Annotated in this window: 19 protein-coding genes; 9 read left to right on the top strand and 10 right to left on the bottom strand. The window is 71.2% G+C overall.

Annotated elements, in window-relative coordinates:
• Positions 1 to 138 precede the first annotated feature (138 nt).
• Positions 139 to 885, top strand: a complete 747-nt coding sequence (locus ABFC67_RS13450; RefSeq protein WP_346738540.1) for a hypothetical protein — start codon at positions 139 to 141, stop codon at positions 883 to 885.
• A 56-nt stretch (positions 886 to 941) separates the two neighbouring features.
• On the opposite strand, the gene ABFC67_RS13445 is transcribed toward ABFC67_RS13450, so the two are convergent.
• From ABFC67_RS13445 to ABFC67_RS13425, 5 genes are all read right to left on the bottom strand, one after another.
• Entirely contained in the window at positions 942 to 1,556 is a 615-nt protein-coding gene (locus ABFC67_RS13445; RefSeq protein WP_346738539.1) for a glutathione binding-like protein, read from the bottom strand.
• A 134-nt stretch (positions 1,557 to 1,690) separates the two neighbouring features.
• Complete coding sequence (locus tag ABFC67_RS13440) at positions 1,691 to 3,709, bottom strand: NADPH-dependent 2,4-dienoyl-CoA reductase (RefSeq protein ID WP_346738538.1); 2,019 nt, start codon at positions 3,707 to 3,709, stop codon at positions 1,691 to 1,693.
• Positions 3,710 to 3,795: 86 nt separating this feature from the next.
• Complete coding sequence (locus ABFC67_RS13435; RefSeq protein WP_346738537.1) at positions 3,796 to 4,812, bottom strand: zinc-binding alcohol dehydrogenase family protein; 1,017 nt, start codon at positions 4,810 to 4,812, stop codon at positions 3,796 to 3,798.
• 65 nt (positions 4,813 to 4,877) lie between these two features.
• Positions 4,878 to 5,582: a TerC family protein gene (locus ABFC67_RS13430; protein ID WP_346738536.1), complete on the bottom strand. Its 705-nt coding sequence runs from the start codon at positions 5,580 to 5,582 to the stop codon at positions 4,878 to 4,880.
• Between the two features lie 244 nt (positions 5,583 to 5,826).
• On the bottom strand, positions 5,827 to 6,609 hold the full coding sequence (locus ABFC67_RS13425; protein ID WP_346738535.1) for a class III extradiol ring-cleavage dioxygenase: 783 nt from the start codon (positions 6,607 to 6,609) through the stop codon (positions 5,827 to 5,829).
• A gap of 237 nt (positions 6,610 to 6,846) precedes the next feature.
• On the opposite strand from ABFC67_RS13425, the gene ABFC67_RS13420 reads away from it, so the two are divergent.
• A complete protein-coding gene (locus ABFC67_RS13420) occupies positions 6,847 to 8,298 on the top strand; it encodes a bifunctional 2-methylcitrate dehydratase/aconitate hydratase (RefSeq protein WP_346738534.1) in 1,452 nt (483 codons plus the stop codon).
• Positions 8,299 to 8,486: 188 nt separating this feature from the next.
• On the top strand, positions 8,487 to 9,635 hold the full coding sequence (locus ABFC67_RS13415) for an OmpA family protein (RefSeq protein WP_346738533.1): 1,149 nt from the start codon (positions 8,487 to 8,489) through the stop codon (positions 9,633 to 9,635).
• A 97-nt stretch (positions 9,636 to 9,732) separates the two neighbouring features.
• Here ABFC67_RS13415 and ABFC67_RS13410 read toward each other — a convergent pair whose 3' ends face one another.
• Positions 9,733 to 10,182 carry an OsmC family protein gene (locus ABFC67_RS13410; RefSeq protein WP_346738532.1) on the bottom strand — a complete coding sequence of 150 codons (450 nt, stop codon included), beginning with the start codon at positions 10,180 to 10,182 and terminating at the stop codon, positions 9,733 to 9,735.
• A 53-nt stretch (positions 10,183 to 10,235) separates the two neighbouring features.
• Between ABFC67_RS13410 and ABFC67_RS13405 the strand changes: the two genes are divergently transcribed.
• On the top strand, positions 10,236 to 11,012 hold the full coding sequence (locus ABFC67_RS13405; RefSeq protein ID WP_346738531.1) for a pseudouridine synthase: 777 nt from the start codon (positions 10,236 to 10,238) through the stop codon (positions 11,010 to 11,012).
• A 22-nt stretch (positions 11,013 to 11,034) separates the two neighbouring features.
• On the opposite strand, the gene ABFC67_RS13400 is transcribed toward ABFC67_RS13405, so the two are convergent.
• The 4 genes from ABFC67_RS13400 to ABFC67_RS13385 all read right to left on the bottom strand — a co-directional run bounded on the left by ABFC67_RS13400 (position 11,035) and on the right by ABFC67_RS13385 (position 16,044).
• Positions 11,035 to 11,502, bottom strand: a complete 468-nt coding sequence (locus ABFC67_RS13400) for a YbaK/EbsC family protein (RefSeq protein WP_346738530.1) — start codon at positions 11,500 to 11,502, stop codon at positions 11,035 to 11,037.
• A 179-nt stretch (positions 11,503 to 11,681) separates the two neighbouring features.
• Complete coding sequence (gene kbl / locus ABFC67_RS13395) at positions 11,682 to 12,887, bottom strand: glycine C-acetyltransferase (RefSeq protein WP_346738529.1); 1,206 nt, start codon at positions 12,885 to 12,887, stop codon at positions 11,682 to 11,684.
• 4 nt (positions 12,888 to 12,891) lie between these two features.
• Positions 12,892 to 13,914 (bottom strand): L-threonine 3-dehydrogenase, encoded by a 1,023-nt coding sequence (gene tdh, locus ABFC67_RS13390; protein WP_346738599.1) that lies wholly within the window; start codon positions 13,912 to 13,914, stop codon positions 12,892 to 12,894.
• Positions 13,915 to 14,007: 93 nt separating this feature from the next.
• Positions 14,008 to 16,044, bottom strand: coding sequence for a bifunctional diguanylate cyclase/phosphodiesterase (locus ABFC67_RS13385; RefSeq protein ID WP_346738528.1), 2,037 nt, complete (start codon positions 16,042 to 16,044; stop codon positions 14,008 to 14,010).
• Between the two features lie 124 nt (positions 16,045 to 16,168).
• On the opposite strand from ABFC67_RS13385, the gene miaA reads away from it, so the two are divergent.
• The 5 genes from miaA (at position 16,169) to hflC (ending at position 20,938) form a co-directional block, all read left to right on the top strand.
• Complete coding sequence (gene miaA, locus ABFC67_RS13380; RefSeq protein WP_346738527.1) at positions 16,169 to 17,113, top strand: tRNA (adenosine(37)-N6)-dimethylallyltransferase MiaA; 945 nt, start codon at positions 16,169 to 16,171, stop codon at positions 17,111 to 17,113.
• Positions 17,114 to 17,236: 123 nt separating this feature from the next.
• Positions 17,237 to 17,509 (top strand): RNA chaperone Hfq, encoded by a 273-nt coding sequence (gene hfq, locus ABFC67_RS13375; RefSeq protein ID WP_346738526.1) that lies wholly within the window; start codon positions 17,237 to 17,239, stop codon positions 17,507 to 17,509.
• Between the two features lie 6 nt (positions 17,510 to 17,515).
• A complete protein-coding gene (gene hflX, locus ABFC67_RS13370) occupies positions 17,516 to 18,820 on the top strand; it encodes a ribosome rescue GTPase HflX (RefSeq protein WP_346738598.1) in 1,305 nt (434 codons plus the stop codon).
• Between the two features lie 205 nt (positions 18,821 to 19,025).
• Complete coding sequence (gene hflK, locus ABFC67_RS13365) at positions 19,026 to 20,078, top strand: FtsH protease activity modulator HflK (RefSeq protein WP_346738525.1); 1,053 nt, start codon at positions 19,026 to 19,028, stop codon at positions 20,076 to 20,078.
• Entirely contained in the window at positions 20,075 to 20,938 is an 864-nt protein-coding gene (gene hflC / locus ABFC67_RS13360) for a protease modulator HflC (RefSeq protein WP_346738524.1), read from the top strand. The genes hflK and hflC overlap by 4 nt, the downstream gene beginning before the upstream one ends.
• The last annotated feature ends 92 nt before the right edge of the window (positions 20,939 to 21,030 follow it).

The raw sequence follows: 21,030 nt of genomic DNA, 5'->3' as shown, positions 1-21,030 counted from the left end.
TAAGCCGGGTGGGTGCGGCGGGCATGGCCGCGACGGCAAGAGGGCGCTATGCGCGGGAGAACGCGGGCGGTGCGATGGGCGTGCGGCTGCGGCCTGATTCTCGCCGCCGGCCTTGCGCAGGCTGCGCCGTCGATGGCCTTGGACCGGTTTGGCGCGTGGCTCGGCGGCTACCAGCCGGACATGCGGATCCGGCTCGGCGTCGACGCCAGCGGCGGCCCGCAGGGCACCACGATAGACGCCGAAAGGGATTTCGGGCTGGATCGCCGTCATCCGATCGGCCGCGCGCGCGTGGATTTCCTGCTCGGCGACCATCAGGGTTTCGGCCTCGACGCTTATCGCTACGACGACCGCGGCGCGCGCACGCTGGATCGGCGCGTGATCTACGACGGCAACGCCTACGACATCGACGCCGCGATCCGCAGCAGATTCGGCATGGATTTCGTCAGCGCCGCCTGGCACTGGTGGCTGGATGCCGGCGAGCACGATGTGGTCGGCGTGGGCATCGGCGCGGCGTACTACCGGCTTGCCCTCGACGTGGTGGGCGAGGTGACGGTCGACGGCCCCGTCGGCGGCAGCGCCGCCGCGACCAGCCACCACAGCGAGGCGGCATGGGCGCCGGTGTTGACGCTGGGCTGGCGACACGCGTTCACGCGCGACGTCCGCGTCTACGTCGATCTTTCCGGGGTGCGCAAGAATGCCGGGTCGCTGCAGGGGCACATCTTTTCCGGTGCGCTGGGCGTCGAGTACTTCCCGTGGGAGCACGTGGGCCTCGGCGTCGAGTACGCGGCCAACCGCATCCATCTCGACAAGGACGGCCGCGACTACGCGGCGCGATTGCGGTTGCGTCTGCAGGGGCCGGCGGCGTTCATGCGCGTGCGCTTCTGAACGGTGCGCCTGCGGCGCCCGGCCCGACACGCGGATCGGGGCCGCGGGCGTTCCGGTCAGGCCAGCCCTTCTTCCTTCAGCACGCGCTGCACGGCCGCGTCGGCCTGCATGCGCTGGAAGAAGCGCTCCAGGTGGCGCAGTCCGGACAGGTCCACGCCCTGGCCCGGGGCCCAGCGCATCACCACGTACAGGTAGGGATCGGCGATCGAGCGCGTGCCGGCCAGCCAGTCGCGGTCCGCGAGCTGCGCGTCGGCGCGCTCGAAGTAGCCGCGCAACTGGGCGCGCGCGGCGACCTTGCTCTTCTCGATCGCGCCCTCGTCGCCGAGGTAGGCGGTGGCGCCGAACAGCGGCTTGAAGGCCGGGTGCAGGTCGGAGTTGAGGAAGGCCAGCCAGCGGTTGACTTCGGCGCGTCCGCGCGGCGTGCCGTCGCCGCCGAGCCCGGCCTGCGGATGCGTGTCGGCGAGGTAGTTGAGGATGGCGACGTTCTGGGTCAGCACCCAGCCGTCCTCGCCCTCGAACACCGGCACGGCGCCGGCCGGATTCAGCTTGAGGAAGGCCGGCATCTTGCGTTCTTCGCGGCTGATCCGCTGCGTCTGGTACGGCTTGCCGATCCATTCCAGAACGATGTGGTCGGCCAGCGCGCAGGTGCCGGGTGAGTAGTAAAGCTTCATGCGTGTCTCCTAGCGTCGATCGTGAAGGGCAGCACGCTAGGCTGCGGCGGCGCGTCGCGCAGAACAAGCGGAAATTGGTGCGATTGGGGAAACGCTGCGTTTCCGTCGCCTGCAAGGACGACCTCGTGCGCGCGCTACAGCGCGGCGGCGAGCCGCGTGCCTTGGTCGATCGCGCGCTTGGCGTCCAGCTCTGCGGCGACGTCGGCGCCGCCGATCAGGTGCACGCGCAGGCCGACGGCCTGCAGTTCCGCCGCCAGCGTGCGGTTGGGCTCCTGGCCGGCGCAGATCACCACGTGGTCGACCGCGAGCGTCTGCGCCTTGTCGCCGATGCGCAGGTGCAGGCCGTCGTCGTCGATGCGCTCGTAGCTCACGCCGCCGAGCATGCGCACGCCCTTGTGCTTGAGCGTGGCGCGATGCACCCAGCCGGTGGTGCGGTTGAGCCGCGCGCCCAGCCGGCCCTGCGTGCGCTGCAGCAGCCAGACCTGGCGCGCCGGCGGCTCGGGCGTGGGCGGCGCGAGTCCGCCGCGCGCGGCCAGCGCGGTGTCCACGCCCCATTCGCGCGCCCAGCGCGCGATGTCGGTGGTCGGCGAGGGCGCCGGCTGGATCAGGAACTCGGCGACGTCGAAGCCGATGCCGCCGGCGCCGACGATCGCCACGCGCGCGCCCACCGGCGCGCCGCGCTGCAGCACGTCGACGTAGCTCAGCACCTTCGCGTGGTCGTCGCCGGGGATGCGCGCCGCGCGCGGCGTGACGCCGGTCGCCAGCACCACCGCGTCGTAGCCGCCGGCGGCCAGCGTCGCGGCGTCGGCGCGCGCGCCGAGGCGCAGGATCACGCCGGTGTCGGCGAGGCGATGGCCGAAATAGCGCAGCGTCTCGGCGAATTCCTCCTTGCCGGGGATGCGCTTGGCCATGTTGAACTGGCCGCCGATCGCGTCGCTCTGCTCGTACAGGGTGACGGCGTGGCCGCGCTCGGCCAGCGCGGTGGCGCAGGCGAGGCCGGCGGGGCCGGCGCCGACCACGGCGTAGCGCTTCTTCGCCGCCGCCGGCGCCAGCACCAGTTCGCTTTCGTGGCAGGCGCGCGGGTTGACCAGGCAGGACGCGCGCTTGTTCTCGAACACGTGGTCGAGGCAGGCCTGGTTGCAGGCGATGCAGGTGTTGATGCGGTCGGCGCGATCGGCGCGCGCCTTCGCCACCCACTCGGGATCGGCCAGCAGCGGGCGCGCCATCGACACCAGGTCGGCATCGCCCGCGGCGAGCACGCGCTCGGCCACGTCGGGCATGTTGATGCGGTTGGTGGCGACCAGCGGGATCGCCACCTCGCCCTTCAGCTTGCGCGTCACCCACGCGAACGCGGCGCGCGGCACCGAGGTGACGATGGTCGGCACGCGCGCCTCGTGCCAGCCGATGCCGGTGTTGATCAGCGTGGCGCCGGCGGCCTCGACCGCTTTCGCCAGCGCGGCGATCTCATTCCAGTCCTGGCCGTCCTCGACCAGGTCCAGCATCGACAGGCGGTAGATGATGATGAACTCGCGGCCGACCGCCTCGCGCGTGCGGCGCACGATCTCGACCGGGAAACGCATGCGGTTCTCCAGGCTGCCGCCCCAGCGGTCCTGCCGCCGTTTGGTGCGCGCGGTCAGGAACTGGTTGATCAGGTAGCCCTCCGAGCCCATCACCTCGACGCCGTCGTAGCCGGCGTCCTGCGCCAGTCGCGCGCAGTCGGCGAAGTCGCGGATGGTGCGCTCGACGCCGCGCCCGGTGAGCGCGCGCGGCGTGAACGGCGTGATCGGCGACTTGATGCGCGAGGGCGCCACCGACAGCGGGTGGTAGCCGTAGCGCCCGGCGTGCAGGATCTGCAGGCAGATGCGCCCGCCTTCCTCGTGCACCGCGCGCGTCACCTGGCGATGCCGCGCGACGTGCCACGGCATCGACAGCCGGCCGGCGAACGGCTTCAGCCAGCCCTCGACGTTCGGCGCCAGCCCGCCCGTCACCATCAGGCCGACGCCGCCGCGCGCGCGCGCGGCGAAGTAGGCGGCCAGCTTCGGGTAGTCGCGCGCGCGGTCTTCCAGCCCGGTGTGCATCGAGCCCATCAACACGCGATTGGGCAGGGTGCAGAAGCCGAGGTCGAGCGGGGCGAACAGGTGCGGATAGCTCACGGCGGGCCTGCGAACGATTCAAACGATCGTTCGAGAATGCCCGCTGCGCGCCGCGTCGGCAAGCCCGCGGCGCGCGACAGCGCCGTTCAGTCCCAGCCGCGCAGCACCAGCTTGCCGATGCTGCGGCCGGATTCGAGCCGCGCGTGCGCCGCGCGCAGGTTGGCGGCGTCGATCGGCGCCAGCGTCTCCGCCAGCGTGCTGCGCAGCGCGCCCGCGTCCACCAGTTCGGCCACGCGCGCCAGGATGCGGTGCTGCTCGACCATGTCCGGCGTGTGGTACAGCGAACGCGTGAACATGAATTCCCAGTGCACGCTCGCGCTCTTGTTCTTCAGCGGCTCGAGGTCGACCGCCGCCTTCATGCCGACGACCAGGCCGATGCGTCCCTGCGGCGCGACCAGGTCCGCCATCTGCGGCCAGTACGCCTCGGCGGCGGTGAAGCAGCCGATCGCGTCGACGGCCGCGAGGCCGAGCGCCTCGATCTGCGGCCGCAGCGGCTGGCGATGGTCGACCACGTGATCCGCGCCCATGCGCCTGCACCATTCGACGGTCTCCGCGCGCGAAGCGGTGGCGATCACGGTGAGACCCGCGCGTCGGGCCAACTGGATCGCGATCGAGCCGAGGCCGCCGGCGCCGGCCAGGATCAGCAGCGTGCGGCCGCGGTCGGCGCCTTCCGGGTCGAAGCCGAAGCGGTCGAACAGCAGCTCCCATGCGGTCAGTGCGGTCAGCGGCAGTGCCGCGGCTTCCGCGAAATCGAGCGTTTTCGGCATCGGCCCGGCGATGCGCTCATCGACCAGCTGGAACTGCGCGTTGCTGCCGGGGCGGTCGATCGCGCCGGCGTAGTAGACGCGGTCGCCGGGCTTGAACAGCGTCACCGCATCGCCGACGGCCTCGACCACGCCGGCCGCATCCCAGCCGAGCACGCGCGGCGAGGGTTCGACCGCGGCCTTGGGCGCGCGCACCTTGGTGTCGACGGGATTGACCGACACCGCCTCGACGCGCACCAGCAGGTCGCGGCCCGTGGGCACGGGCCGGGGCAGTTCGACGTCGACCAGCGACTGCGGATCGCCGATGGGGAGATAGCGGGTGAGGGCGATGGCTTTCATGGCGGCTCGCGTGGGAGAGAGGGTGTGTGGAGTCCGCGCCCGCAGGCGCGCGCCGGTGCCCGCGCTCAGCCGCTCGTCTGCTGCTCGCGCAAGCGTTGCGCCTGGCCGCGCCGCGCCGCCCACCAGCCGAGCCCGCACACGCCGGCAACCAAAACCACGTCGAGCAGGTACTCGGCCCAGCCGAAGCGGTCGAACCAGGCGGCGACCAGGCCATCGTGGCTGATCATGCGCGCGGCGGTCCAGGCAATGGCGCCGGCGCCGACGTAGACGATCGCCGGGAAGCGCACGATCAGTTTCAGGATCAGGGTCGAGCCCCACACCACCAGCGGCACGCTGACCAGCAGGCCGAGCACCACCAGGCCGAGGTGGCCGTGCGAGGCGCCGGCGATCGCCAGCACGTTGTCGAGGCCCATCAGCGCATCGGCGACCACGATGGTGCGCATCGCGCTCCAGAAGCCGACGGCCGCCTTGATCTCGTGGCCTTCGCCGGGCTCGTCCTGGCGCAGCAGCTTCCAGGCGATCGGCAGCAGGATCAGCCCGCCGACCAGCATCAGCCCCGGTACCTTCAGCAGGTAGACCACGACGGCGGTCAGCGCGATGCGCACCGCGACGGCGCCGAACGTGCCCCAGAAGATCGCCTGATTCTGCAGGCGCTTGGGCAGATTGCGCGCGGCCAGCGCAATGACGATGGCGTTGTCGCCGGCCAGCACCAGGTCGATCAGGATGATCGACAGCAGGCCGGAGAAGAACTGCGGGGTGAGGAAATCCATGCATGCTCCGTGGTGCGCGCGATCTTCCGCGATGACGGCGGGCGCGCGCACGGCCCGACGTCACCGCGAAAGTCTCGCTCGCAGCCCGCAGGCTGCCGCGACGACCGGGGCAGGGCATGCCCGTGATGACGGCCGGCGCGCAGGCCGCCGGCGCGAGGCGCGGCAGCCAGGGAGCTACTCCCCTTCGAGGTGTACAGCGGCGGCATTCTCCGCAGCGTTGTGGCACGCCGTCAAGCGCGGCGGCTCAATCCCCGAATGCATAGGCATGCATGGCCAGGCTGCCGAACTCCCACGAGCGGTGCAGCGCGCGCGCCGCGCCGCCGCCGGCGCCCCAGGCGACGAACAGCGGCCACAGGTGCTCGGGCGTCGGATGCGCCTGGAGCGGCTGCGGTGCCTGGTGCAGCCAGTCCTGCGCGGCGGCGCGGTCGCCGGCGAGCAGGCGCGCGTCCAGCCAGTCGGCGAAGGCGCCGGCCCAGCGCGGCGTGGCGCGGCCGTGCCAGTCCAGCGCGTGCAGGTTGTGCACGAAGCCGCCGGAGCCGATCACCAGCACGCCTTCGCGGCGCAGCGGCGCCAGCGCCGCGCCGAGGCGGAAGTGCCAGGCCGCGTCCGCGCCGGGATTCACCGCCAGCGGCACCACCGGGATCTCTGCGTCGGGGTACATGCGCCGCAGCGGCACCCACACGCCGTGGTCGATGCCGGCGTGCGCGTCGATGCGCGTGTCGAAGCCGGCCGCGCGCAGCAGGTCGGCGGCGTGCGCGGCGAGCGTGGGTGCGCCGGGCGCCGGGTAGCGCAGCGCGTACAGCGGCGGCGGGAAGCCGTGGAAGTCGTGCACGGTCGGCGGCTGCGCGTGTGCGCCCACCGTCGCCTGGCGCGCGCCGAAATGCGCGGAGGCGACGATCAGCGCGGTCGGCCGCGGCAGCTCGCCGCCGAGCGCGTCGAGAAAGCGGCCCGCGGGCGAATCGTCCAGGGCCAGCGTCGGCGCGCCATGGGACACGAACAGCGCAGGCATGGCGGGCGAGGCATGCATGGGGCGGTCCTCGTGGGCGCGGCGCGCCGCGGGCCGGCACCAGCGTAGCGGCTCCCGGCGTCTGCGTCAGGCATGTTTCCCGCCTTCTGCGCGGGCGGCGCGCGCTTTCCGCCGCCGGCGCGACCGCACCGGCGCTGAGCGGCGCGCCGAGTTCTGGCAAAATTACGCGTTCCGCGGCGTGCCTGCCGCGGCCGTCCTCCCGCGCGCCGCGCGCGCCCCGTCCCACAGGAAATGCCGATGGCCCACCACGACATCCGCTCCGCCAAGCGCCCCGATCCCGACCAGCCGATGCGCGACATCGCCGACTACGTCGCCGACTACCGCATCGACTCCGCCGAGGCGTACGAGACCGCGCGCTACATGCTGATGGACTCGCTCGGCTGCGCGATGCTGGCGATGAAGTTCCCCGAATGCGTCAAGCACCTCGGGCCGGTGGTGCCGGGCGCGACCCTGGCTGGCGGTGCGCGCGTGCCGGGCACCAGCCACGAGCTTGATCCGGTGCAGGCGGCGTTTGCGATCGGCACGCAGATCCGCTGGCTGGACTTCAACGACACCTGGCTGGCCGCCGAGTGGGGCCATCCCTCCGACAACCTCGGCGCGATCCTCGCCGTCGCCGACTACCTCAGCCGCAAGGCCGAGCGCGAGGGCGGCACGCCGCTGAGCGTGCGCGACGTGCTGACCGCGGCGATCAAGGCGCACGAGATCCAGGGCTGCTACGCGCTGCAGAACAGTTTCAACCGCGTCGGCATGGACCACGTGATCCTGGTGCGGCTGGCCTCGTCCGCGGTGACGACGCACATGCTGGGCGGCGACAAGGACGCGATCGTCACTGCCGTCTCGCACAGCTGGATCGACAATGGCGCGCTGCGCACCTACCGCCACGCGCCCAACACCGGCCCGCGCAAGAGCTGGGCCGCCGGCGACGCCTGCCGCCGCGCGGTCACGCACGCGCTGAACGCGGTCGACAAGGGCGTGGTCGGCTACCCCTCGGCGCTGAGCGCGAAGACCTGGGGCTTCTACGACGTGGCCTTCAAGGGCCAGCCGTTCCGGTTCGAGCGCCCGTTCGGCAGCTACGTGATGGAGAACGTGCTGTTCAAGATCAGCTTCCCGGCCGAGTTCCACGCGCAGACCGCGGTCGAGTGCGCGATGAAGCTGCACGCGCAGGTCGCCGGCCGGCTCGACCAGATCGAGCGGATCGTGATCGAAACCCAGGAGGCCGGCTGCCGCATCATCGACAAGACCGGCCCGCTGGCCAATTACGCCGACCGCGACCACTGCATCCAGTACATGGTGGCGGTGCCGCTCATCTTCGGCCGCCTGACCGCCGACGACTACTCGGACGCGGTTGCGGCCGATCCGCGCATCGACGCCCTGCGGCAGTTGATGCAGGTCAAAGAGAACCCCCAATTTACCAAAGACTATTTCGACGCGGAAAAGCGTTATATCGGCAATTCGGTGCAGGTGTTCTTCAAGGACGGCAGCAATACGGAGAAAGTGTCCGTCGATTATCCGATCGGCCACCGCAAGCGGCGCGGCGAAGGCATCCCCGTGTTGCTGAAGAAGTTCGAGGGGGCGTTGGCCGGCCATTTGCCGGGGCGTCGGGCGGACGCGATCCTGGCCGCATGCCGCGATGCCGCCCGTTTCGAGGCCATGCCGATCCATCGGCTGATGGACTTGTTCGCGCTGTGACCGGGCTGAATAGGTTCTGAAAGGTCGGGCGAGTCATCACGGGCAAATGTTCGTTTTTTGCTAAACTCGTCCCGCCTCGCAAGGGGTCGCTATTACAAGGCTTCGAAAGCCGATACGCCGTACGTTCGCATACGAATGCGTGCCGCGCGGGGTGGCGCGGTCGCGAAAAACGAGAAGAGGAGATTCCGATGAAACGTAAGGGCCTGTTTGCGCTGATCGTCCTGGCGCTGGGCGGCGTGGGTGCCGCTCACGCCGCGGACTACAGCAACTGGTACATCGCCCCGCGCGTCGGCGCGGTGTTCCCCGACAGCAACCGCCAGACGCAGGAGTCGCCCCTGCTCGGTCTCGGCGCCGGCTACTGGGTCAACCCGAACTTCGCGGTCGACTTCGAAGCCACGCACAACAACGCCGACTTCAAGGACAGCTCGCCGCGTCCCGGCAAGCAGTGGGAGAGCGTGGGCCTCGACGTGGCCGGCCGCTGGATGTTCAGCGACTGGAGCGGCTGGCGTCCATACCTGATGGGCGGTATCGGCGCGCTCAAGCATGCGGCGGTGGCCTCGGGCCAGCCGCCCGCCAACGGTGCTGCTGCTGGCGGCTACGTGCACGGCTGGGGTCCGATGGCTACTGCCGGTGTGGGCATCCAGAAGGCGCTGACCGATCGCGTCGCGTTCCGCGGCGAAGTCGCCTATCGCTGGGACCGCGACACGGCATCGGCGAAGTACGCCGGCCTGTCGGACCACCGCTCCTACGGCGACACCCTCGCCACGCTGGGCCTGGTGATCTCGATGGGCCAGGCCGCTCCGGCCCCGGCGGCGGCTCCGGCCCCGGCCGCGCCGACCTGCGAGCAGCTGGACGACGACAAGGACGGCGTCAACAACTGCGACGACAAGTGCCCGAACACCCCGGCCGGCACCATCGTCGGCCCGGACGGCTGCCCGCAGAAGGTCGTGATCGACCTGCGCGGCGTGAACTTCAAGTACGACCGTCCGAAGTCGGGCGAGACGGACATCTCCAAGGTCCTGAAGGAGCCGACCGAGGAGTCGATGGGCATCCTCGACCAGACCGTGGATACGCTGAAGCGCTATCCGCAGGTGCGCGTCGAGGTCGACGGCTACACCGACTCCAAGGGCAAGGACGACTACAACCAGGCGCTGTCCGAGCGCCGCGCGAAGATCGTGTACGACTACCTGGTCTCGCACGGCATCGACGCCAGCCGCCTGGATGGTCCGAAGGGCTTCGGCGAGACCAATCCGATCGACACCAACAGCACCGACGAAGGCCGCGCGCGCAACCGTCGCGTGGAACTGAAGGTGCTGGATCAGGGCGCGCAGCAGTAAGGCGAGCCGATCCGCGGCACGAGGAAAAGCCCGGCGCAAGCCGGGCTTTTCTTTGGTTCCCCTCCCATCGGAGGGGCGGTGTCCGCCGCCGGCGGCCCTACAGCCGCAGTTCGACCGCGGTCTTGACCGAGTTGGCGATGAAGCAGGCGGCGTGCGCGCGTTCGTGCAGCTTGGCGTAGTCCTCGGTGCCGGGCTGCTTGTCGCCGCCGAAGGCGACGCGCGGCGCCAGCACCGCGCGCACCACGGCCATCTTGCCGTCGGCGTCCTTGTCGAGATACGCGATCGCGGCGTCCTCGTAGCGGTCGATCACGTAGCCGCGGTTCGCGGCGACCGCGAAGAAGGTCAGCATGTGGCAACTGCTCAGCGCCGCCAGCAGCAGCTCTTCCGGATTGCTGGCGTCGGGGTTGCCGGCGTAGGCGCCGGCCGCGGCGGAGTTGCGCAGGACCTGGCCGCCCTCGAAATGCACGTCGTGGTCGCGATCGTAGTTGCCGCGCTCGAACGGGCCGCCGTTGCGCGACCAGACGGTCTTGATGTGGTGTTCGGACATGGACGCTCCTCGCAGGGCTTGTCGCGCCGAGGCAGTGTGCCTAGGCTCGCGTGATGGACAAGCGTAGCCCAACTGTCGCGCCGCCACCGGCATCGAGGCACGGCCTGGCGCGCGTGCTGTCGAAGCTCGGCGTGTGCTCGCGCAGCGAAGCCGAGCGGCGCATCCGCGCGGGGCGGGTCAGCGTGGACGGCCGCTGCGTGCGCGATCCGGAGCGTCCGACCGACGCGGCATGCGAACGTATTGCGCTCGACGGCGTCGCGCTCGGCGGCGCCGAGCGTGTCTACCTCATGCTCAACAAGCCGCGCGGGCTGGTGGTCAGCGCCGCCGACGAGCGCGGCCGCGACACGGTGTACGCGCTGTTTGCCGGAGCCGGCCTGCCGTGGCTGGGGCCGGTCGGCCGTCTCGACAAGGCCAGCGAGGGCCTGCTGCTGATGAGCAACGACACCGCGTGGGCGGCGGCGATCACCGATCCGCGCACGCATCTCGACAAGACCTACCACGTGCAGGTGGCGGGCGTGCCGGACAGCGACGCGCTGGCGCGCATGCGCTCGGGCGTCGTCGCGGACGGCGAGCGGCTCGCCGCCAAGCGCGTCGCCCTGCTGCGCGCGGGCAGCAGGAACGCCTGGCTGGAGGTGGTGCTGGACGAGGGCCGCAACCGCCAGATCCGACGCCTGCTGCAGGTGCTCGGTTTCGAGACGCTGCGGTTGGTGCGCGTGGCGATCGGCCCGCTCGAGCTGGGCGAGCTTGGCAAGGGCGCCTGGCGGCCGTTGAGCGCCGCCGAAGTCGCCGCGCTGGATGCGCGGACGCCGGCATCGCCACCCGCGCGCTGAGCGCGCCGGGAGCGCCGAAACGTCAGGCCTGGTGCGTCAGGTGCAGGCGCTTCGGCGCCGCCAGCCGCTCGAATTCGCCGAACGGCATGCGCAGCAGTTCGGTATGGGTGCCGGCGTTGAAGGCGATGTCCCCGCCGCTGGCGAGGCTGTCGTCGACGTAGGTCTCGATGCCGTACAGGTTGCCGAAGGGCGGTATTGCGCCCGCCTCGCAGTCCGGGAACCGGTCGCGGAACTCGGCCTCGGTCGCCAGTCCGGCGGTGGCCGCGCCGGCGGCCTGGCGCAGGCGACCGAAGTGGACGCGCTGCGCGGCGGGCAGCACCACCATCGCCAGGCGGCCGTCCAGTTTCACCATCACGGTCTTGGCCAGCACGCTGCCGTGGATGTGCGCGCTGGCGGCGGTCTCCTGCGCAGTGACCGCACGCGCGTGGTGGATGGTTTCGTAGGGGGTGTGCTGATCGTGCAGGTAGCGCTGCAGACGGGGCTCGGGCATGGCACTGCTCCGCGTGGCCGGCTTCGCTCCGATCGGCGCGGCCCGGTTTGGCGGCACGCGCGGCGCGGTCCATGGCCGCGGCTGGAGCTGCGCCGGCAGCCCCGGTGGGGCGCGCGCAGCTCCACGCCCAGCTTACTCCCGCCCGCGGCGCGCGACAAAAAGCCGCGCGCCAGCGCTTTTCAGGCCTTCAGCACGCCGAGCCGGCGACCGACCTTGGTGAACGCGGCGATGGCGCGGTCGAGGTGCTCGCGCGTGTGCGCGGCGCTCATCTGCGTGCGGATGCGCGCCTGGCCCTGCGGCACCACCGGGTAGAAGAAGCCGGTGACGTAGATGCCCTCGTCGAGCAGGGCGGCGGCCATCGCCTGCGCCTTCGGCGCGTCGTAGATCATCACCGGCACGATCGGGTGCACGCCCGGTTTGATGTCGAAGCCGGCCGCCGTCATCTGCTCGCGGAAGTAGCGGGTGTTGGCCTGCAGGCGCTCGCGCAGGTCGCCGGCCGAGGCCAGCATGTCGAACACCTTGATCGCCGCGGCCACCACGTGCGGCGGCAGCGAGTTGGAGAACAGGTACGGCCGCGAGCGCTGGCGCAGCATCTCGATGATCTCGCCGCGGCCGGTGGTGAAGCCGCCCAGCGCGCCGCCCAGCGCCTTGCCCAGCGTGCCGGTGAAGATGTCGATCCTGTCCATCACGCCGTGCACCTCGGCCGAACCGCGGCCGGTGGCGCCGAGGAAGCCGGTGCAGTGGCATTCGTCGATATGCGCCATGGCGCCGTACTTTTCGGCCAGCGCGGTGATCTCGTCCAGCCTGGCGATGAAGCCGTCCATCGAGAACGCACCGTCGGAAGTGATCAGCTTGGTGCGCGCGCCGGCGGCGTCGGCGGCCTTGAGCTGCGCCTCGAGATCCGCCATGTCGCTGTTGGCGTAGCGGTAGCGCTTGGCCTTGCACAGACGAATGCCGTCGATGATCGAGGCGTGGTTCAGCGCATCGGAGATCACCGCGTCCTCTTCGCCCAGCAGCGGCTCGAACAGGCCGCCGTTGGCATCGAAGCAGGCGGCGTAGAGGATGCTGTCCTCGGTGCCGAAGAACGCCGCGATCTTCTGCTCCAACTGCTTGTGCAGGTCCTGCGTGCCGCAGATGAAGCGCACGCTGGCCATGCCGAAGCCGTGGCTGTCGAGCGCGTCCTTGGCCGCCTGGATCACCTCCGGATGATCGGCCAGGCCGAGGTAATTGTTGGCGCAAAAGTTCAGCACGCGGCGGCCGTCGGCCAGCGTGATCTCGGCCGACTGCGGCGAGGTGATCACGCGCTCGGCCTTGAACAGGCCCTGCGCGCGGATCGAGTCCAGCTCGGCGGTGTAACGGCCCTTGGTGGCGACGGTGTAGGTCATCGGGTCAGTTCCACGAGCACACGACTTTGCCGCAGTTGCCCGACTCCATCAGGTCGAAGCCCTTCTGGAAGTCGTCGATGGCGACCTGGTGGGTGAGCACCTTCTGCAGCGGGAAGCCGGTCAGCAGCATCTGCGTCATCTTGTACCAGGTCTCGTACATGCGCCGGCCGTAGATGCCGTGCAGGGTCAGGCCCTTGAAGATCACCTTGTCCCAGTCGATGCCGGTGCCCTTGGGCAGCAGGCCGAGCAGGGCGACCTTGCCGCCGTGGTACATCACCTCGAGCATGTCGTTGAAGGCGCGCGGGTTGCCGCTCATCTCCAGGCCGACGTCGAAGCCCTCCATGTGCAGGTCCTTGACCACGTCCCGCAGCGACTGCTGGGAGACGTTGACCACGCGTGTCGCGCCCATCTCGGCGGCGAGCTTCAGGCGATAGTCGTTGACGTCGGTGACCACCACGTTGCGCGCGCCGACGTGCTTGGCGATGCCGGCGGCGATGATGCCGATCGGGCCGGCGCCGGTGATCAGCACGTCCTCGCCGATCAGGTCGAATTCGAGCGCGCAGTGCGCGGCGTTGCCGTAGGGATCGAAGAACGCGGCCAGCTCGGACGGGATCGCGTCCGGGATCGGCCACAGGTTCGAGGCCGGCATGGCGAGATATTCAGCGAACGCGCCGGCGCGGTTGACGCCGATGCCGACCGTGTTCGGGCACAGGTGCTGGCGGCCGGCGCGGCAGTTGCGGCACATGCCGCAGACGATGTGGCCCTCGGCGGAGACGCGCTGGCCGACGCTGTAGCCGCGCACGCCGGGGCCGATGTCGACGATGCGGCCGACGAACTCGTGGCCGATCACCAGGCCGGGCTTGATCACGCGCTGCGACCACTCGTCCCACTTGTAGATGTGCAGGTCGGTGCCGCAGATCGCGGTCTTTTCCAGCTTGATCAGCACGTCGTTGGGGCCGATCTCGGGTACCGGCACCTCTTCCATCCAGATGCCCTTGGCGGCGTCGCGCTTGACCAGGGCTTTCATCGTCTGCGGCATGGCGGAATCTCGCACGGACTGCGGCCGGCGGCCGCGCAGCCCCGCATTATACGGCGCGGCGCGCGGGCGCCGCTGCGGGGCTCAGCTCGTGGCCAGCGCCGAGGGCCGGCCGCCTTCGGTGACCAGCCGGCGCAGTTGGTCGCGCTCCAGCGGCTGGGCGAACAGGTAGCCCTGCAGGCGGTCGACGCCGTGGTGCTCGAACCAGGCCAGTTGCGGGCCGGTCTCGATGCCCTCGGCGACCACGTCCAGGCCGAGGCTGCGCGCCAGCGTGATCATCGCCGCGACGATCGCGGCGTCCGGCGTGTCGCCCAGCACGTTGTCGACGAAGCTGCGGTCGATCTTCAGCGTGTCCACCGGCAACTGGCGCAGGTGGCTCAGCGAGGAGTAGCCGGTGCCGAAGTCGTCCAGCGCCACGCGCACGCCGATCGCGCGCAGGCGGTGCAGGCATTCGATGGTGCGGTCGGCGTCGCCCAGCGCGCTCGATTCGACGATTTCCAGCTCCAGCCGGTGCGGGGTCAGGCCGGTGGAGTACAGCACGTTGCGCACCAGCTCGGGAAAGTGCTCGCGCTCGAAGGAGCGCGCGGAGATGTTCACCGCCACGCCGATGTCGAGGCCGTGGCGGTGCTCCCACAGGCGCGCCTCGCGGCAGGCGCTTTCCAGCACGTAGCGGTCGAGATCCTCGATCAGGCCGAGCTGCCCGATCTCGTCCATGAACAGCGCCGGCGCCAGCACGCCGCGCTTCGGGTGGCGCCAGCGCACCAGTGCCTCGGCGGCGCACACGCGGTGCGCGCCGCGGGTCATGATCGGCTGGTAGAACAGCTCGAACTCCTCGTGCAGCAGCGCGCGGCGCAGCTCGGCCTGCAGGCCGAGCCGGGTCAGCGCCAGCGAGTTCATTTCCGCGGAGAAGAACTGGAAGCGGTTGCCGCCCTCGTCGTGGGCGCGCTGGCAGGCGCTTTCGGCGGCGGCGATCAGCGTGCCGGGCTTGACCGCGTCGTCGGGCGACACCGCGATGCCGACGCTGGCCGACAGCGCCAGCTCGCGGCCGGCGTCGTAGAACGGCGCGCGGATCGCGGCCAGCAGGTCGTCGGCGATGGTGGCGAGGTCGCCGAAATTGGACACGCGCGGCACCACCTGCACGATACGGTCGTCGGACAGCCGCGCCGGCCGCGGCCAGCCGGGCTGCGCGCAGGACTCGATGCGGTTGGCCGCTTCCGCCATCAGCGTCTCGGCGGTGATCACGCCGAGCGTGCCGGCCAGGGTGTCGGCCTGGTCGAGCCGCAACAGCAACGCCGCGGTGCGGTGGTTGGTCTGGCGCAGCTGCATCTCCAGGTCGGCGAGCAGGCGGCGGCGGTTGGGGAAGCCGGTGACCGGGTCGAAGTCGCGCAGTTGGCGCAGCGCCTGGTCGGCCTTCTGCGCGCGGCTGCGTTCGTCCTCCAGCAGCCAGATCACCAGGCCGAAGCCGATCAACTGCTGCGCGGCGAGATCCAGCACGCCGGTGTAGCGCGCCCACGGCAGCGGCTGCGCGGTGTAGGCCTGGCCGACCTGCAGCACCAGCGCCAGCAGCATCTCCAGGCCGTACGCGCCGAGCGCCACCGCGGCGATGCGCCCACCCATGCTGCTGCGGCGCACGTACCGCCACAGCACCGCGGCCGCCGCCAGGTAGGTGGTGGCCATGATCGCCTGGCGCAGGCCGTCGCGCAGCAGGGCGCGCTCGGTCATCGCGGCCGGGTCGTTGGCGAACGCCAGCGCGCAGATCGCGGCGAACACCAGCGCGCCGGTCATGGTGTAGCGCAGCCAGCGCGGCGGCAGCGGCCGCGAGGCTACCGCGGCATAGGTGGCGAACGCGACCAGCACCGCCTGCGCGTAGGCGGCGCCCAGCGAGATCACGGTGAGCATGCCGCGCGCGGAAGCGAGCGAGGTACTGCCCGGCGTGCCGGCGAGGTCGGTGGCCATCCAGGCCAGGGTCAGGTACAGCGCCAGCGCCGCGAACGACATGCCCCACAGGCGCAGGTGCGCGTGGCGATAGACGCCGAAGTAATAGGCGAAGATCGCGGCCTGCAGCACCGCACCGAGCGACTGGGCGGCAAACAGCACCAGCTCGAGCGTGAGCGTTGCCATCCGGACCCCGCCGCTATACGGCCTGTGTTGCGCCCGCCTATGAGACTCGACGGCCCCGCGCTTGTAAAGCGGCAGCCGCCGTTCCGGGCGTGGGCGGGCGAGGGCGCACGGCTACAATGCGGCGATGCCCGGTCCCGACACCCGCCCGCTGGCGATCTACCTGATGGGTCCGACCGCCTCGGGCAAGACCGCGCTGGCCTGCGCGCTGCGCGAGCGCTTCCCGCTGGAGATCGTCAGCGTCGATTCCGCGCTGGTCTACCGCGGCCTCGACATCGGCACGGCCAAGCCGGATGCGGCGACGCTGGCGCGCCATCCGCACCGGCTGATCGACATCCGCGACCCGGCCGCGCCGTACTCGGCCGCCGAATTCCGCGCCGACGCGCTGGCGGCGATGGCGGACATCGTCGCGGGCGGCCGCGTGCCGCTGCTGACCGGCGGCACCGGATTGTACTTCCGCGCGCTGCAGCGCGGCCTGTCGGCGCTGCCCGCGGCCGATCCCGCGCTGCGCGCGCGGCTGGCCGGGGAGGCGGACGCACTCGGCCTCGCCGCCATGCATGCGCGGCTGGCCTGGGCCGATGCGGACGCTGCGGCGCGCATCCGTCCGTCCGACCGCCAGCGCGTGCTGCGCGCGCTGGAGGTGATCGCGCTGACCGGCCGTCCGCTGTCCGCGCAGCAGGGTGCGCCGCGGCCGCCGCTGCCGTACCGCGTGCTGAAGCTGGCGCTGGTGCCGGACGCGCGCGCGCCGCTGCATGCGCGCATCGCCGCGCGTTTCGACGCCATGCTGGCCGCCGGCTTCCTCGACGAGGTGCGCCGCCTGCGCGCGCGCGGCGACCTGCGCGCGGAGTTGCCGGCGCTGCGGGCGGTCGGCTACCGCCAGGCATGGGAACATCTCGACGGCGCGACCGATGCGGCTGCCTTCCGCGAGCGCGCCGTGCATGCCACCCGCCAGTTGGCCAAGCGCCAGATCACCTGGCTGCGCGGCGAGCCCGACGCGCGCTGGCTGGACCCCGAGCGCCCCGGCCTGCACGCCGCCGCGGCGCAGGCCGTAACCGCATTCCTGCCGGCGTGACGGGGTCGGCTTTCTCCGGGTGTTTAAAAGCGATTAAGATTCACCGGCCTTGGACCGGGGCGGCGGCCTCCTGCCGCAATGCGCTTAGCCCGGTTCCGACGTTGCCACGGGGAGAGAACCAAGATGTCAAAAGGCCAATCGCTGCAGGATCCGTTCCTGAACGCCCTGCGCCGTGAACGCGTGCCGGTGTCCATCTACCTGGTCAACGGCATCAAGTTGCAGGGGACGGTCGAGTCCTTCGACCAATTCGTGGTGCTGCTGCGCAACACGGTCAGCCAGATGGTCTACAAGCACGCCATCTCCACCGTCGTGCCCAGCCGCAACGTGCGCGTCGGCGGCCCCGGCGAGGCGCATGCCGGAGCCGAGCCCGCCGAGGCCGAGAGCAGCGAAGGCTAGGCAGTCCTGTTCGAACGTCAAAAGAAAGGCGAACGCGCGCTGCTGGTGCTGCCGCACGCGCGCGGCGAAGGCGATGCCGCGCGCCGAGCGGACGAGTTCGCCGAGCTGGCGAAGTCGGCCGGTGCGCAGGTGCTGGACCGGATCGCCGCGCGCATCGACCAGCCCAACCCGCGTTTCTACCTCGGCAGCGGCAAGGCCGACGAGGTCGCCGAGCGCGTCAAGGCGCTGGAAGCCGACCTGGTGCTGGTCGACCACGCGCTCAGCCCGGTGCAGGAGCGCAACCTCGAGAAGCACGTCGGCGCGCGCGTCGTCGATCGCACCGGCCTGATCCTCGACATCTTCGCCCAGCGCGCGCGCTCGCACGAGGGCAAGCTCGAAGTCGAGCTGGCGCAGCTGAAGCATCTCGCCACGCGCCTGGTGCGCGGCTGGACCCACCTGGAGCGCCAGCGCGGCGGCGCGATCGGCCTGCGCGGCCCCGGCGAGACCCAGCTCGAGACCGACCGCCGCCTGCTCGGCGAGCGCGTCAAGCTGCTCACCCGCCGCATCGAGAAGGTGCACACCCAGCGCGAGCAGCAGCGCCGCGCGCGCCTGCGCACCACGGTGCCGCGCGTCGCCCTGGTCGGCTACACCAACGCCGGCAAGTCGACGCTGTTCAACGCGCTGACCGCGGGCTCGGTGTACGCCGCCGACCAACTGTTCGCCACGCTCGATCCGACCGTGCGCCGCATCGAGGGGCTGAGCTGCGGCCCGGCGGTGCTGGCCGACACCGTCGGCTTCATCCGCGAGCTGCCGCACGACCTGGTCGCCGCGTTCCGCGCCACCCTGGCCGAGGCGCGCGACGCCGACCTGCTGCTGCACGTTTCCGACGCCGCCGACCCCGAGCGCGATCGCCTGATCGCGGTGGTGAACGGCGTGCTGGAGGAGATCGGCGCCGCCGGCGTGCCGCAGTTGCACGTATTCAACAAGATCGACCTGAAGGACCTGCCGCCGCGGCTGGAGCGCGCCGGCGACGGCCGCGCCGAGCGCGTGTGGATTTCCGCCGCCACGGGCGCGGGCCTCGACCTGCTGCGCGAAGCGCTGGGCGAACGCCTCGGCGGCAGCCGCGTGCGCGCCGAGCTGCGCCTGCCGCCGCGCGCCGGGCGGCTGCGCGCGCGCCTGATCGCGCTGGGCGCGGTCGCGCGCGAGCGCCACGCCGAGGACGGCGGCTGGGTGCTCGACGTCGACGCGCCGCAGGCCGTGCTGACGCCGCTGCTCGGCGCCGTCGGCGCCGAGGATGCGCGCCTGCTGCGCGCGCTGCTCGGCGACGCCTGAGCCGCAACGGCCCCGCGGGCGCCGGCGCAGGCCGGCTTCGCTTGCTGCCCCGGCGCGATACCCCTAAAATTTCAAGCGCTTCCGCTGCGGCTTCCGACCGGCGACCTCGCCGCCGGCCCCGCCGCTCGACCACGACACCTGCGTGTTCGGTTATCGCCGGCGCCCCGCGCGCCGGTCCCGGCCACGCCCTCGAGGAGCCTGACCCATGCCCTGGAACGAACCCGGCGGAAACCCACGCGACCCGTGGGGCGGAGGCAGTCGCGGTCCCGATCTCGAGGGGACGCTGCGCCGCCTGCGCGAGCGCTTCGGCCGCTTCGGCGGCGGTGGCGGCGGGCTGTTCTCGATCCTGCTGGCCGTGGTGCTGGCGCTGGTGCTGATCGATTCGTTCACCGTGATCAACGCGCGCCAGGTCGGCGTGGTGCTGCGCTTCGGCCGCTTCGAGCGCGTGCTGCCGCCCGGCTTCCACCTGAAGTTCCCGCATCCGGTCGAATCGGTGACCAAGGTCGAGACCACGCAGGTCAAGTCGGTCACCGACCAGGTGCGCATGATCACCAACGACGAGAACATCGTGCTGGTGGACTTCAACGTGCAGTTCCAGATTTCCGACGCGCGCAAGTACCTGTTCTCGATGCGCGACCCCGAGGACACGCTGCGCCAGGCCGCCGAGGCTTCGGTGCGCTCGGTGGTCGGCGCCAACACCATGGACACGATCCTGTCCGCGCAGGGCGCCGAGCTGGTGTCGAAGACGCGCGACGCGCTGCAGAAGATCCTGGACGGCTACGACTGCGGCCTCACCGTCACCGAAGTGAACTTCCAGAACGTTTCGCCGCCGCAGGAAGTGAAGGCGGCGTTCGACGACGTCAACAACGCGCGCGAGGACAAGCAGCGCATCGAGAACGAGGCGCAGGCCTACGCCAGCAAGGTGGTGCCCGAGGCGCGCGGCGAGGCGGCGCGCATCACCGCCGACGCGCAGGGTTACAAGGCCGAGCGCGTCGCCAGCGCCGAAGGCGAGTCCTCGCGCTTCGAGCAGATCCTGCAGCAGTACCGAGCCGCGCCCGACGTGACCAAGCGGCGCCTGTGGCTGGAAACCGTCGAGAAGGTGCTGGCGGGCGCTCCCAAGGTGATCGACGGCAGCCGCGGCAAGAACCTGATCTACCTGCAGCCCGACGGCGCCGCGGCGCCGGCCCGCGCGCTGCCCGGGGCCGTCGCCGGCGCGGCGTCCGCCAACGACGCTGGCGCAACGGGAGACAAGCCATGAAGGCGTTATCCGCGATCATCGCCGCGCTGATCGTGCTGGTCGGCATGAACGGCGCGTTCGTGGTGGGTGAGGGGCAGACCGCGCTGCTGCTGCAGTTCGGCCGCATCGTCGCCACCGACTACGCGACGGGCCTGCACTTCAAGTTGCCGCTGGTGCAGCAGGTGGTGCGCTTCGACAAGCGCATCCTCACGCTCGAGGCGCAGCCGGAGCGCTACTTCACTGCCGAGAAGAAGAGCGTCAACGTCGACTTCTACGTGAAGTGGCGCATCGCCGACGTGGCCGCCTACTATCGCGCCACCGCCGGCGACGAGTTGCAGGCGGCGCAGCGGCTGACGCCCATCGTCAAGGACGCGCTGCGCTTCGAGGTCAACGCGCGTCCGCTCGACGAGCTGATCTCCGGCGGCCGCCAGGACATCACCGAGCGCGTGCGCCAGCTCACCGACGCGGCCACGCGCAAGACGCTCGGCATCGCCGTCACCGACGTGCGCATCAAGCGCATCGACCTGCCGGACGAGGTCAGCGAATCGGTCTACAACCGCATGAAGGCGGAGCGCCTGCGCATCGCCAACGCGCTGCGCTCCACCGGCAAGGAAGAGGCCGCCAAGATCGAGGCCGACGCCGACCGCCAGAAGCAGGTGCTGCTGGCCGACGCGCAGAAGCAGGCCGCGCAGGTGCGCGGCGACGGCGACGCCAAGGCGGCGGCAATCTACGCCGCGGCCTACGGCAAGGATGCCGGCTTCTTCGCGTTCTACCGCGGCCTGCAGTCCTATCGCACCGCGCTGGGCGACGGCAAGAGCGTGATCCTGCTCGACCCCGGCTCGGACTTCATGCGCCAGTTCAGCGAAGAACCCAAGCGCTGAGTCGCGCCGATGCCGCACAACCTCGCCGCGGCGCTGTGCCTGGTGCTGGTGCTGGAAGGGCTGGCGCTGTTCGCCGCCCCGCGCGGCTGGCA

Source organism: Mizugakiibacter sp., from assembly GCF_039680435.1.
Classification (GTDB): domain Bacteria; phylum Pseudomonadota; class Gammaproteobacteria; order Xanthomonadales; family Rhodanobacteraceae; genus Mizugakiibacter.
Note: the sequence above shows the minus strand (reverse complement) of the source record. Positions and strands in the feature narration are given on the sequence as shown.